14 protein-coding genes and 3 pseudogenes are annotated in these 13,811 nt (G+C 26.8%); 12 read left to right on the top strand and 5 right to left on the bottom strand.

All coding sequences use genetic code 11. The annotated features are described in order from the left end of the window. Window positions 1-29: 29 nt before the first annotated feature. The 5 genes from BQ2505_RS06190 to BQ2505_RS06175 are packed head-to-tail and all read left to right on the top strand — an operon-like array spanning window position 30 to window position 4,930. The gene (locus BQ2505_RS06190; protein ID WP_074016899.1) at window positions 30-851 is read left to right on the top strand and encodes a tRNA lysidine(34) synthetase; all 822 of its coding nucleotides are present in this window, start codon (window positions 30-32) and stop codon (window positions 849-851) included. A 21-nt stretch (window positions 852-872) separates the two neighbouring features. Beyond that, window positions 873-1,565: a response regulator transcription factor gene (locus tag BQ2505_RS06185; RefSeq protein WP_074016898.1), complete on the top strand. Its 693-nt coding sequence runs from the start codon at window positions 873-875 to the stop codon at window positions 1,563-1,565. An 8-nt stretch (window positions 1,566-1,573) separates the two neighbouring features. Then, window positions 1,574-1,723 carry a hypothetical protein gene (locus BQ2505_RS08840; protein WP_187367084.1) on the top strand — a complete coding sequence of 50 codons (150 nt, stop codon included), beginning with the start codon at window positions 1,574-1,576 and terminating at the stop codon, window positions 1,721-1,723. A gap of 9 nt (window positions 1,724-1,732) precedes the next feature. Next, complete coding sequence (locus tag BQ2505_RS06180; protein ID WP_074016897.1) at window positions 1,733-4,228, top strand: AMP-binding protein; 2,496 nt, start codon at window positions 1,733-1,735, stop codon at window positions 4,226-4,228. A 15-nt stretch (window positions 4,229-4,243) separates the two neighbouring features. Next, on the top strand, window positions 4,244-4,930 hold the full coding sequence (locus tag BQ2505_RS06175; RefSeq protein WP_074016896.1) for a Bax inhibitor-1/YccA family protein: 687 nt from the start codon (window positions 4,244-4,246) through the stop codon (window positions 4,928-4,930). Window positions 4,931-5,226: 296 nt separating this feature from the next. On the opposite strand, the gene BQ2505_RS06170 is transcribed toward BQ2505_RS06175, so the two are convergent. The 5 genes and pseudogenes from BQ2505_RS06170 to BQ2505_RS06150 form a co-directional block, all read right to left on the bottom strand. Continuing rightward, a complete protein-coding gene (locus BQ2505_RS06170; protein ID WP_074016895.1) occupies window positions 5,227-5,562 on the bottom strand; it encodes a nuclear transport factor 2 family protein in 336 nt (111 codons plus the stop codon). A gap of 14 nt (window positions 5,563-5,576) precedes the next feature. Then, window positions 5,577-5,654 (bottom strand): annotated as a pseudogene (locus tag BQ2505_RS08950) (diguanylate cyclase); the annotation flags it as partial. A gap of 83 nt (window positions 5,655-5,737) precedes the next feature. Beyond that, window positions 5,738-6,703 carry an AEC family transporter gene (locus BQ2505_RS06160; RefSeq protein WP_074016894.1) on the bottom strand — a complete coding sequence of 322 codons (966 nt, stop codon included), beginning with the start codon at window positions 6,701-6,703 and terminating at the stop codon, window positions 5,738-5,740. Between the two features lie 24 nt (window positions 6,704-6,727). Continuing rightward, a complete protein-coding gene (locus tag BQ2505_RS06155; RefSeq protein WP_262360292.1) occupies window positions 6,728-8,371 on the bottom strand; it encodes a malolactic enzyme in 1,644 nt (547 codons plus the stop codon). Window positions 8,372-8,482: 111 nt separating this feature from the next. Then, window positions 8,483-8,722: pseudogene (locus BQ2505_RS06150) on the bottom strand (hypothetical protein); the annotation flags it as partial. Between the two features lie 21 nt (window positions 8,723-8,743). Here BQ2505_RS06150 and BQ2505_RS09140 point away from each other — a divergent pair. The 7 genes and pseudogenes from BQ2505_RS09140 to hutI form a co-directional block, all read left to right on the top strand. After that, window positions 8,744-8,881, top strand: a pseudogene (locus BQ2505_RS09140) (transposase); the annotation flags it as partial. After that, on the top strand, window positions 8,868-8,972 hold the full coding sequence (locus BQ2505_RS09095; RefSeq protein WP_235817376.1) for a helix-turn-helix domain-containing protein: 105 nt from the start codon (window positions 8,868-8,870) through the stop codon (window positions 8,970-8,972). The pseudogene BQ2505_RS09140 and the gene BQ2505_RS09095, both read left to right, overlap by 14 nt. Continuing rightward, window positions 8,962-10,002, top strand: coding sequence for a transposase (locus BQ2505_RS06140; protein ID WP_235817375.1), 1,041 nt, complete (start codon window positions 8,962-8,964; stop codon window positions 10,000-10,002). Before BQ2505_RS09095 ends, BQ2505_RS06140 begins: the two co-directional genes overlap by 11 nt. Window positions 10,003-10,153: 151 nt before the next feature. Then, on the top strand, window positions 10,154-10,939 hold the full coding sequence (locus BQ2505_RS06135; RefSeq protein ID WP_074016892.1) for a hypothetical protein: 786 nt from the start codon (window positions 10,154-10,156) through the stop codon (window positions 10,937-10,939). Window positions 10,940-10,965: 26 nt separating this feature from the next. Then, complete coding sequence (locus tag BQ2505_RS06130; RefSeq protein ID WP_074016891.1) at window positions 10,966-11,331, top strand: HIRAN domain-containing protein; 366 nt, start codon at window positions 10,966-10,968, stop codon at window positions 11,329-11,331. Between the two features lie 116 nt (window positions 11,332-11,447). Further along, window positions 11,448-12,413, top strand: coding sequence for a glutamate formimidoyltransferase (ftcD, locus tag BQ2505_RS06125; protein ID WP_074016890.1), 966 nt, complete (start codon window positions 11,448-11,450; stop codon window positions 12,411-12,413). 146 nt (window positions 12,414-12,559) lie between these two features. Next, window positions 12,560-13,798, top strand: a complete 1,239-nt coding sequence (hutI, locus tag BQ2505_RS06120) for an imidazolonepropionase (RefSeq protein WP_074016889.1) — start codon at window positions 12,560-12,562, stop codon at window positions 13,796-13,798. The last annotated feature ends 13 nt before the right edge of the window (window positions 13,799-13,811 follow it).

The raw sequence follows: 13,811 nt of genomic DNA, 5'->3' as shown, positions 1-13,811 counted from the left end.
TAAATGAATACGAAAGGAAAAATTAAAAAATGGAAAATATAGTAAATGAGATTGTTAATTTTGAAGAGATAGTATTTTTAAACAAAAAGGAACAAATTGAAAACAGTTTGAGAACTACTTATAGAAAAAAGATATGGACAAAATTTGTCAAAGCCATAAAAGATTTTGATTTAATAAAAGATGGAGATAAAATTGCTGTTGGAGTATCTGGAGGAAAAGATAGTTTATTATTGTGTAAATTATTTCAAGAATTAAAAAAAGATAAAAGTAAAAATTTTGAAGTAAAGTTTATTTCAATGAATCCAGGCTTTGAAGCAATAGATGTAGATAAATTTAAAGAAAATTTAATTGAAATGGGAATTGATTGTGAATTATTTGATGCAGATGTATGGAAAATAGCTTTTGAAGAAGCTCCTGATAGCCCTTGTTTTTTATGTGCTAAGATGAGAAGAGGGGTTTTATATAAAAAAGTTGAGGAACTAGGATTTAACAAATTAGCACTGGGACATCATTTTGATGATATAGTTGAAACAACTATGATAAATATGTTTTTTGCTGGAACTGTAAAAACAATGTTACCTAAAGTTCCATCTACATCTGGAAGAATGGATATTATAAGACCACTTGCTTATGTTAGAGAAAAAGATATAATTAATTTTATGAGACATAATACAATTCAACCTATGAGTTGTGGTTGTCCAATAGAAGCAGGTAAAGTAGATTCTAAGAGAAAAGAAATAAAAAAATTATTACAAGATTTAGAGGAAAAAAATCCAAATATAAAGCAAAGTATTTTTAATTCAATGAAAAATATAAATTTAGATTATGTATTGGGATATACAAAAAAATAAAAATTAAAAAAAAGAGGGTATATGAAAGTACTTATCATACATCAAAATAAAGAACTTATAAAAACTCTGAGCACATTTTTAGAGTCTAAAGAACATATTATAAAAAATTGCTCTACTTTTGTGGAGGGGTTAGAAAAATTTTATCAAGAAGATTTTGATTTAATTATTATAGATACTATCATTATGAATATAAAAGGTTCTTTATTTTGTGAGAAAATTAGAAATAAAAGTAATAAAGTTGGACTATTTGCTATTTCTAATAAAAAAGATGAAGAATTAAAATTAGAAATGTTGGCAAAGGGAATAGATGACTTTATAGAGCTTTCTGAATGTAAACAAATAGAAATAGAATTAAGAATTACTAATCTTATCAGAAGAGTTTTAAGCTCACAAATTATAAAAGAAGATAACTACATTTTTAATAATATAAAATTAGATTTGTTTTCAAGAACTTTAATAAAAGAAGGTAAAATAATAAAATTATCTATTACTGAGTTTTTACTTTTAGAGCTTCTTTTGAAAAATAAAAATCAACCTTTAAAAAGAGAAGAAATAGATAAAAATGTTTGGAAGTCTAGCAATGAAAAGAATAATTTAAAAAATTCTTCAAATAAATTAGAAGTTTATATTAGAAAATTAAGATTAAAAATAGGTGATAAAAGTGGTAAAATTTTACAATCAGTTAGAGGATACGGATATGTAATAAAAGATTAGGAGGTCTTATGAATTTTTATTTAAAACTTTTAATAAAAATTTTAGAAAAAAGTATGACTGCCAACGACAGTGAAATTTTAAAAAAATTAAAATCTGGTTATGACTTATCAAGTGATGAAAAGAAAGAACTTGAGGAAATGATTGATAATCTTATTTAGGAGGTAGAAATGTCAATTAGATTTTTATATGATAGGAAAAAAACAGCGGTAACATATGAGGATAGGAAAATTTCATATGTTGATGTAATAAAATATGTTAATTATTATTCAGATTTTCTAAAAATTGATAAAGCAGATAGAGTTGCTTTAATGATGGAAAATAGACCAGAAACTATTTTTTCATTTCTTTCAGTTTGGAATAAAAAAGGAATAGCCATGAGTTTGGATGCTGGTTATACAGCAGAACAACTTGCCTATGTTTTTAATGATTCAAAGCCTAAATATATTTTTGTTTCAGAAAAAACAAAAAAAGTTGCTGAAGAAGCAAATAATATAGTTGGAAACTTTGTAGAAATTTTAGATGTTGATAATATAGTTTTACCGAATGACTATATATCACCTAAAGAGACACTAGATGTTGATTCAGAAGAAGATGTTGCTATAATCTCATATACTTCTGGAACAACTGGAAATCCTAAAGGGGTTATGTTAACATTTGGTAATATTATGGCAAATATTAAAGGTGTTAGTGCTGTAAATCTTGTAAATGAAAATGATATTATTTTAGCAATGTTACCTTATCATCATATCTTACCTTTGAGTTTTACTTTGATTTTACCATTTTATTATGGTATTCCAATAGTGCTTTTAGGAGAGATTTCTTCTACTAGCTTAAAGAAAGCTTTAAATGACCATAAAGTTAGTGTAATAATTGGAGTTCCTAGAGTTTGGGAAATGCTTGATAAAGCTATAATGGCTCAAATAAATAAAAGTTCCCTTGCTAAATTTATGTTTAAATTAGCTCAAAAAACAAATTCTATGGCTCTTAGAAAAATAATATTCTCTAAAATTCATAAAGGTTTTGGTGGAAATGTTAGACTTATGGTTTCAGGTGGAGCTAAAATAGATAAAAATATTTTAGAGGATTTCACATACTTAGGCTTTAGAATAATTCAAGGATATGGAATGACTGAAACTGCACCAATAATATCTTTCAATGTTCCAGGAAGAGAAAGACCTGATACAGTTGGAGAAGTTATTCCAGATGTTGAAGTTAAATTTGCTTCTGATGATGAAATACTAGTCAAAGGTAAAAATGTAATGAAAGGTTATTACATGAAAGAGGAAGCAACTAAAGAAGTATTTGATGAAGATGGTTGGTTCCATACTGGAGATTTAGGTAAAATGGACGGTAATCATTTAGTGATTATTGGAAGAAAAAAAGAAATGATAGTTCTATCAAATGGTAAAAATATAAATCCGGCTGATATTGAAACTACTATTATTAAAAGTACTGATTTAATTAAAGAAATTGCTATAACTGAGTATAATGACCAATTACTTGCTATTATTTATCCAGATTTTGATGAAATAGTTGCTAAAAAAATTGTTAATATCAAAGAGGCTATAAAATGGGAAGTAATTGATAAGTATAATGTTAATGCTCCTAACTATAAAAAAATTCACGATATAAAAATTGTTAAAGAAGAATTGCCAAAGACTAGACTAGGAAAAATAAGAAGATTTATGTTAAAAGATTTATTAGAAAATAATTCTGATGAGCAAATAAAAAAAGAGGTAAAAAAATCAGTTGAAGTTCCAGTAGAAATGAAAGAAAAATTTGATAAAATTGCTAAATATATAAATGAAATACATCAAAAAGAGATAGCTCTTGATTCTCATATTGAACTTGATTTAGGTTTTGACTCTTTAGACATAGTAGAGTTTATGAATTTTATTAATTCTACTTTTTCTATAAATTTAAATGAAGAAGAATTTGTTGAGCATAAAACTATATCTTCTATAATAGAATTAATAAATAAAAAAGCTGAAAAAGGTACTGATAAAAATGAAAATTTAAAGAAAATTATTGAAAATGACAGTGATGTTAAGCTACCTAATAGTGCATTTTATGCTAAACTTTTAAAGTTTATTTTCAGTCCAATATTTAAATTCTATTTCAAATTTAAATCTAGTGGAAAAGAAAATATAAAAGAGGGAGCAGGTATTATTGTAGGAAATCATCAAAGCTTCTTAGATGCTTTTATGGTAAATAATTCTTTTACTAATAAAGAATTGAGTAATAATTACTATATAGCTACAGCTCTTCATTTTAAGAGTAAAACTATGAAGTACCTTGCAAATAATGGAAATATAATTTTAGTTGATGTTAATAAAAATTTAAAAAATACATTACAAGCAGCTTCAAAAGTTTTAAAAACTGGTAAAAAATTAATTATATTCCCAGAAGGTGCTAGAACAAGAGATGGAGAATTACAAGATTTCAAGAAAACTTTTGCTATACTTGCAAAAGAATTGAATGTTCCTATTTATCCTTTTGTATTGAAAGGAGCTTATGAAGCATTTCCATATAATCAAAAATTTCCAAAGAAACATGATTTAACTGTTGAGTTTTTAGAAAGAATAGAACCAGAAAATAAAACTGTGGAAGAAATAGTTGAAGAAACTAGAAATAAAATTGAAAAAGTTTATAAAAATAAATAAAAATGGAGGTATCGTATGTATAATTATAATGATATTAATATTAAAGCTACAAATAATTTTTTAAGAAAAGTTTTTCTTTATATGGTATTAGGAATTGCAATTTCATTGGGAACAAGTTTATATTTGTATGTATTTAATATAGAACTTTTGTATAGAATAGGAGGTTATTTTAGAATTCTTGCTATTGCAGAAGTAGCTATGGTTTTTGGCTTAAGTTTTTTTATAAATAAAATATCATCTGGTATGGCTAGAATGTTATTTTTACTTTATTCATTGCTAAATGGAGTAACACTTTCAACAATAGGATTTTATTATGATCCAGTAACTATCGTATATGCTTTTACAATGACTTTAGTAATATTTGTTGTAACTGCAATTTTTGGTTATACTACTCAAGAAGATTTAAGTTCTTATAGAAGATTCTTTACAATAGGATTAATTTCTCTTATTATAATGGGACTTATAAATATGTTTTTAGGTGTAGGAGTTTTATATTGGATTGAAACAATAGTAGGTGTTGTACTTTTTTCTGGACTTATTGCTTATGATGTAAATAGAATCAAATCTCTTGCTTATAATGTAGCTGATGGAGATGCTGAACTTGTTGAAAAAATAGGTATTATAGGTGCTTTAAATCTATACTTAGATTTTATAAATTTATTCTTGTATGTTCTTAGAATTTTTGGAAGAAAAAGTAGATAAAATTCTTAGTTATTTATAAAATTGAGTTAATGAAAAAAATTAGATTATGATCTAGTATAGTTAAGAGAATTTTTGAGAATAAAAACTTGAAAATTCTCTTTTTTTATTGTTACTAAAATTTATTATTGCATAAAAAAATTAAGCATTAATTGAAACAATTCCCTCTTGAATTAATATACGCTTTTTGAAATTGTTAAATTTTGAATATCCAAATGCAGTTCTTTTTATTGATTTAACAGATTTATCACCCAATCCTCTAAAACCTACCGATGCGTATAATAGGATACAGGATTCTGTTAATAAATTAATATTTTATTATTTTCATCAAAACGAAAAAAATCCATGGTAATATATTCCTTATTATCAGGCTCTCCCCAAATTTGATGAGTATGTAAAGCAACTAAATCCCCTTGTGTTATTGCACGAACAAATCTAACTTCTTCTATTGGATATTCTTTTTTCATTCTAGTAAAATATTCAATTATACCAGCTTTCCCGTCTGCAACTACAGGATTGTGTTGTCTATACTCATCCCCAACATATAATTCTATTGCTTTTTCAGGATCTCCATCAAACATAGTTTTATAAAATGCTATAGCATTTAACTTATTTTGTTCTAATTGATTATTCATAATTTCTTTTCTCCTTAATCAACATAATAAACACGATTTGCTTTTCTTGCTGGAACACTTGGATATTCTCCATCTACATAACCTAAAATACAAAAAAGCCAATGCTATTTTGCAATGGCTTTTCCATTTTAGAAAATTTTACTTATTATTTTCTATAGTTTTATTTTTATATAGCTTATATTCTTCCCAATAAAGTAGTGATGATTGGTATAACAATAACAAACAATAAGGTACTTGTTGTTACTACATTTGTTGCATATTCCACATCTCCCTTTGCCTCATTAACCAAAATTGGTAATACTGCAAGTGCTGGTGCAGCTGACTGCACTATAAATGTTTTTATTTCTATAGCTGATAGCTCTTTTAACCCTAAAATATCTGAACCAAATTTTATTAAAATAAACATAATAATTGGTGAAAATATAAATCTTCCTATAAGTGCAAATATAGTATCTCTATCAAACTTTATACTTTTTAGCCCAGCATTATGTAAAACTATACCTATATATATCAAAGATAGAGGTGTAACTATTCCTCCTAAATATCCTAATGTTGAGTTAACAAAAGTTGGAATAGGTATACTTAAAAATAAAAATATAAGAGCTACTATAAAACCTAATAATGGAGGCGGAAACAGCTTTTTCCAATTAAAAGTTGCTCCTTGTTTGTCTTTATCATTTGTATCATTGCCAATTAGTATTGCTCCAAATGCCCAAGTTGAAACTGTATTTGTAACATAGTAAACTAAAAAATATGGTAAACTTTCATTTCCAAATAAGGCAATATTTAATGGTAGTCCTATAAAAATTGTATTTGCATTGACAACAGTATTTATGAAAGTCCCTCTTCTTCCAACTGGAACATTTAAAATTTTTACAAGTATGTATGCAAAAATATAACCAATTATTACAGATAAAAATGTATAAACTAAAGCTCCTGTTAAAGATAATAAAGATTTTAATGTCAAATACTTCAAAACAGATACAAAAATAGAGGCTGGTAAAGCAATATTCATAATCAGTTTAGATATATTTCCACTAAAACTATCACTAAACCAATTTTTTTCTTTTAATATATATCCTAATATTATCAGTAAAACTATGGATAATATACTTCCTATTGAACTTATAAATGCTTCCATTTTCTAAGCACCTCTCTTTAAATTTTAATATTTTGGTGTCCACTTAATTTTTTCAATAGCTACTTTTATATCAGTTATATCTTCTCTATTTAATTTTTGATCTAATGCACATTGACCAACAGCTTCAGCAACTCTTTGAGAAAATTCTGTTAATTTTGATACTGGTGGCAATGTAGCAGCTCCAGGTTTTGTTGTATCAACAATTCCTCCTAATGAGTGTGCAGCTTTTGATATCATTTCATTTGTAACTAATTTTGCTGTTGAAGCAATTGCTCCTAAACCAAGTGCTGGATATATTAAAGCATTATTAGCTTGTCCTATTTCATAAGTTACTCCATTATATTCAACTGGGTCTGCAGGAATACCTGTTGCAACCAATGCTTTTCCATCTGTCCATTTGATTAAATTTTCAGCAGTTGCTTCTGCTAATTTTGTTGGGTTACTCAATGGAAATATAATAGGTCTTGCTGTATATGATGCCATTTCTTTTACTATCGTTTCAGTAAAAGTATTTGGTTGAGTAGAAGTTCCAACTAGAATAGTTGGTTTAACCGCTTTAACTGCTGCTTCTAAATTTGTTAATTCATTTGCATTAGTAAATTCAGTTCTCTTACGAGCAAATGGTCTTTGTTCTGGAGTTAAATCATCCATATCATCAAATAAAAGTCCTTGTTTATCAACTAAATAAAATCTACTACGAGCTTCATTTTCAGATAAACCTTGTTGTAACATTTCTCGATATACACGATCTGCTATTCCTGCTCCTGCTGTTCCTGCTCCAAAACACATATATTTTTGGTCAGTTAATTTTTCTCCAGAAATTTTTAATGCACCTAAAATTCCTGCTAATGTAATAATTCCTGTTCCTTGTATATCATCATTAAATACAGGATAAGTTTTCCAATATTTATGTAAAACATTAGCTGCATTTGAACGACCGAAGTCTTCAAAATGTAGATATAGTTTAGGGAATAATTTTTCAGCAGTTTGAACAAATTTATCTACAAAATCATAATATTTATCTCCATAAACTCTTTTATGACGATTTCCTAAATATAATTTATCTTCAAGCAGAGTTTCACGATTTGTTCCTACATCTAAAACAACTGGTAAAACTGATTTAGGATCTATCCCAGCTGCTGCTGTGTAAACCATTAACTTTCCAACTGAAATATCAACACCATTTGTTCCCCAATCTCCAATTCCTAAAATACCTTCTGCATCAGTTACAACTATTAGTCTTATTTCTCTATCTTTTGTTGCATTTTTTAAAGATTCTTCTATTGCTTCAGGAGAGTCTATTGACAAATATACAGCATTTTGAGGATTTACATATAGTTCACTATAATTTTCAATATTTTCAGCTATAACAGGATCATATACTACTGGCATAAATTCAACTACATGTTGACTAAATAGATAATAAAATAAAGTTCTATTTGTGTCAAAAATTTCCATTAAAAATCTTCTTTTGTTTATTAGAGGTTCTTTACTTTTGTATTGTGCATATACTTGTTCTGCTTGTTCCTCAATTGTTTGAATTTGTGGTGGTAGTAATCCAGTTAATTCCAATTCTTTTCTTTCTTCCTTTGTGAAAGCTGTTCCTTTGTTTAAAAATGGGTCATTTAATACTTCATAAGATTTTTTTACCATATTTACCTCCTGAATTTTGTTTTTAAAATTATTTAAAAATCGAAATTTTTTCAATAGTTTTGACTATTATACACCTAAAATATAAAAAAGCCAATGCAATTTTGAACTACAATGGCTTTTTCTAATAGATTTTTTGTTAATTGTAATTCTACTTCCGAAATCAAGTTCAACACTTCCATCTCTTGCATCAACATGAATATTTACAGAAGCATTTTTTAAATGTTCTCTTGAAAAGTTTAATTCTTTTGGAAAGTTGCTTAATCTTAATAATCTATCTGCATCTTTCCCAGAAAATTGATAATCATAATTATTTCCTAACATATAGATATTATTATCATTACCTTTTACTATTAATTGAATTGTTTCAAAAATATGATATAATTAAATCAAATAAAGATAATTAAAAAACTAAAAAAAGAATATTTTTGGAGTAGAAGTTTTTTGGTGTTGAGCATCAGTGGAGCAAGTATAAAAATTATTAAAAAATATATTCAAGAGCAAGGAGGAGAAAATGAAAATAGTTAAAAAAACATATAAATTCAGAATATATCTTACCTTAGAACAAATAATCTTTTTCTCAAAAAACTTTGGTTGTGTTAGATCTTATGTTAGATGATAGAAAAAAAGATTATGAAGAATATAAATCAACAGGAATTAAAAATAAATATCCTACTCCTGCTAAATATAAAGAAGAATATCCTTATTTAAAAGAAGTAGATAGTTTAGCTCTTGCTAATGCACAATTAAATTTAGAAAAAGCTTATAAAAATTTCCTTAAAAATAAAGATTTTGGTTTTCCAAAATATAAGTGTAAATCTAACCCAGTCCAAAGCTATACTACAAATAATCAGAACACAATATATATTAAAGATAGTTACATAAAACTTCCTAAACTAAAATCGCTAGTCAAAATTAAATTACATAGAGAAATAAAAGGTGTAATTAAATCAGTAACAATAAGTAAAAATAGTCTTGATCATTATTTTGTTTCAATATTATGTGAAGAAAAAATAGAAGAATTAGCAAAAACTAATAAAAATATTAGAATAGATTTAGGAATAAAAGAATTTACAACAATGAGTGATTCTACAAAAGTAGAAAATTTAAAGCTAACAAAAGAATATGAAAAAAAATTAAAAAGAGAACAAAGAAAACTATCAAGGAGATGTAAACTTGCTAAAGATAGCGATAAAAAATTATCAGATAGTAAGAACTATCAAAAACAAAAGAAAAAAGTAGCAAAAATACATAATAAAATTAGAAATAAAAGAAAAGACTTTGTAAATAAGTTGAGTACAAAAATTATCAATAACCACGATATAATCTGTATAGAAGACTTAAATATAAAGGGAATGTTAAAAAATCACAAATTAGCAAAAAGTATATCAGATGTAAGTTGGAGTGAATTTATAAGACAACTAGAATATAAAGCAAACTGGTATGGAAGAAAGATTGTAAAAGTACCTACATTTTATCCAAGTAGTAAGACTTGTTCTGGTTGTGGTAATATAAAAGAAACACTAAAATTGTCAGAAAGAATATATCATTGTGAATGTTGTAGACTAGAAATAGATAGAGATTACAATGCAAGTATAAATATATTAAGAAAAGGTTTAGAAATATTAAAAAAAGAAAAAGTAAGTTAGAAAAATATATCAGGGTAGGGACTACCCGAAGAGCTTGCTAAATATATGTGGCTAATAAAAGCACATACTTCCCAAGAAGCTCCCACTTCTACAAGTGGGAGTAGTTCACTTTGTGGTAAAATAAAAATATAATATGTATTAAGGAGGATTTATGAAAAAAGTTTTATTATTTGCACTTATGGTTTTATCTGTAAACTCATATTCAAATATTGAAAGAAGTAATAATGTTAGTAATCGTGGATTAGAACTTATGAGAGAAAGTAGCATAAATCAAAATATGGGGCTTTCAAAACAAAGTGGGAGCACACAAATAATAGATGTATACAGAGGTAATAGTAAGTATGAGAGAACTAAAGGTTTTATGATAGGAACTTCTAGTAATTTTGTAGATTATCCAAATGTTAGTGCCGGAGTAACAATAGCTTATGATAAGTATAATCAGAAAAATTCAGATGAAAAATACTGGGGTAGAAATTATGACTTACATACATATTTTTCATATAAATTAGATAAAAATTTATTTTTAGCTGGAGTCGGATACTCTCAAGCAAGACATGTGGAAAAAAGAGAATATTCAGGTAATGTAGAATATGGAAGATTTTTAACTCCTAATACATATGCATATTTAGGAATTGAAGGAGAAAATAGAATTTATAAAGGTAAAAAATCTGTTGAAAATTTTAAATTTGCTAATTATAAGTTAGGAATAAATAGACAGGATACATGGAAAAAATTAAAATTCTACAATGGAATTGAAGTTAATATGGATAACAAAATATATGATCAGGAAGATAGAGAAAAATATAATTTAGAACTTGTTTCAAGAGTTTCGTATTATATTTATGACGATTTATTAATTGATTTACAATACAGAGGTATTAAAAATAAAAAATTCTATGAAAGCATAATTGGACTTGGTTTTACTCATAATTTTTAAATATCAAGATTGTTAAGGAGGTTTTTATGAAAACTAATGAAGAATTTAGATTATCTAAAATTTCAGAATACGAGCCATCTAGGAATATTATGGATTTTCACTTAGCTGGTTTTGCTTATTATGATGGTCTAGATGTTATTGAAGAATTAAAATTAGGTCAAGAAGTTCATTTAGTGAAAGAAATAAATAATCCTTATGATAATGAAGCAGTTGCTATTTATTATAAGAACAGAAAAATTGGATACGTACCAAAAGAAAAAAATTCTTTTTTCAGTACATTAATATATTACGGTTATGGAGAAATATTTGAAGCAAAGATCCAGTATGCGAATATGGAAAATCATCCAGATAGACAATTTAGAGTTGTTGTGAGAGTAAAAGATAATAGATAAAAATTCTAAAAAAAAGCACTTGATTTATCTTTTATTTTGTTATATGATAGGTTAAATAAAAATCATTTTTAAAATGATTTTAAAAATAAAAAATTTAAATTTCTAAGGAGGAAAAAATGGCAAAGATAGTAGAATGTATTCCAAATTATAGTGAAGGTAAAGATTTAGCAAAAATCGAAAAAATTGTAGCACCATATAAGAATAATGAAAAAATTAAACTTTTAAGTGTTGAACCTGATGCAAATTACAACAGAACAGTTGTAACTGTATTAGGAGATCCTGAAGAAGTTAAAAAAGCTGTTATTGAATCAATAGGAATTGCAACTAAGGAAATAGATATGAATGTTCATAAAGGTGAACATAAGAGAATGGGAGCAACAGACGTTGTACCTTTCTTACCAATTCAAGAAATGACTACTGAAGAATGTAATGAAATTTCAAAAGAAGTAGGTAAAGCAGTATGGGAAAGATTTGGATTACCAGTTTTCTTGTATGAAAGTACTGCAACTGCACCTAACAGAGTATCTTTACCTGATATTAGAAAAGGTGAATATGAAGGAATGGCAGAAAAATTGAAACAACCTGAATGGGCTCCAGACTTTGGAGAAAGAGCACCTCACCCTACAGCAGGAGTTACAGCTGTTGGATGTAGAATGCCTTTAATAGCTTTCAATATTAATTTAGCAACAACTAATGTTGATGTGCCAAAAGAAATTGCTAAAGCTATAAGATTTTCAAGTGGAGGATTTAGATTTATTCAAGCTGGACCTGCTGAAATTTTAGATAAAGGATTTGTTCAAGTAACAATGAATATAAAAGATTATACTAAAAATCCAATTTACAGAATAATGGAAACTGTAAAAATGGAAGCAAAAAGATGGGGAGTTAAAGTTACAGGTTGTGAAATTATAGGAGCAACTCCTTATGCATCATTGACTGACTCTTTAAAATACTATCTGGCTTGTGATGGTGTAAAAGATGATGTAGATTCTATGTCTATGGAAAAAGTTGTTGAATTAATGGTTAAATATTTAGGTTTAACTGATTTTGATATTAAAAAAGTATTAGAAGCAAATATCTAATAAAAATAAAAAAAGGCTGTTATTTAGTTTATTATTAAGCCACTGATAGATGTATATTCTATTGAATTAATGTTCGTAGAATGATACGGATATCGTGGCTTTACATATAACAGCCTTTTTATAAAACTATAAGAAGGAGGAATACAATGGCAGATTTAGTTTTATACAATATTGGACAATTAGTAACTTCAAGAGAGCTTGATAACTCTAAGAAAATGGATAATATTGAAGTAATAGAAAATAATGGATATATAGTAATAGAAAAAGATAAAATAGTTGCTGTTGGAAGTGGAGAAGTTCCAAAAGAATTTTTAACACCAGCAACAGAAATGGTAGATTTAAGTGGTAAATTAGTTACTCCTGGTCTTATAGATTCTCACACACATTTAGTTCATGGAGGGTCTAGGGAAAATGAATTTGCTATGAAAATTGCAGGAGTTCCTTACCTAGAAATTTTAGAAAAAGGTGGAGGAATTTTAAGCTCTTTAAAATCTACAAGAAATGCAAGTGAACAAGAGCTTATAGAAAAGACTTTAAAAAGTTTAAGACATATGTTAGAGCTTGGAGTTACAACTGTTGAAGCTAAAAGTGGATATGGATTAAATTTGGAAGATGAATTAAAACAATTAGAAGTTACTAAAATTTTAGGCTACTTACAACCAGTAACTTTAGTTTCAACATTTATGGCTGCTCATGCTACACCCCCTGAATATAAAAATAATAAAGAAGGTTATGTAGAAGAAGTTATAAGAATGTTACCTATTGTTAAAGAAAGAAATTTAGCAGAATTCTGTGATATTTTCTGTGAAGATAAAGTTTTCTCTGTTGATGAAAGTAGAAGAATTTTAACTGTTGCAAAAGAATTAGGATATAAATTAAAAATTCATGCTGATGAAATTGTTTCACTTGGTGGAGTTGAACTTGCTGCTGAATTAGGAGCAACTACTGCTGAACACTTAATGAAAATAACTGACTCAGGAATAAATGCACTTGCTAATAGTAATGTAATAGCCGATTTACTTCCTGCAACTTCATTTAACTTAATGGAACACTATGCTCCTGCAAAAAAAATGATAGAAGCTGGAATAGAAGTTGCATTATCTACTGACTATAATCCTGGTTCTTGTCCATCAGAAAACTTACAATTTGTTATGCAAATTGGAGCTGCTCATTTAAAAATGACACCTAAAGAAGTTTTTAAAGCAGTTACTATAAATGGAGCAAAAGCTGTTGCTAAACAAGATACAATAGGTTCTATTGAAGTTGGTAAAAAAGCAGATATAGCTGTTTTTGATGTGCCAAATATGGCTTATTTCTTATATCATTTTGGAATAAATCATACTGACAGTGTTTACAAAAATGGAAAATTAGTTTTTAAAAGATAAGTAAAATAATAGG

It is taken from the genome of Fusobacterium massiliense (assembly GCF_900095705.1).
GTDB lineage: Bacteria > Fusobacteriota > Fusobacteriia > Fusobacteriales > Fusobacteriaceae > Fusobacterium > Fusobacterium massiliense.
This window is presented reverse-complemented; position numbering and strand designations above follow the sequence as displayed.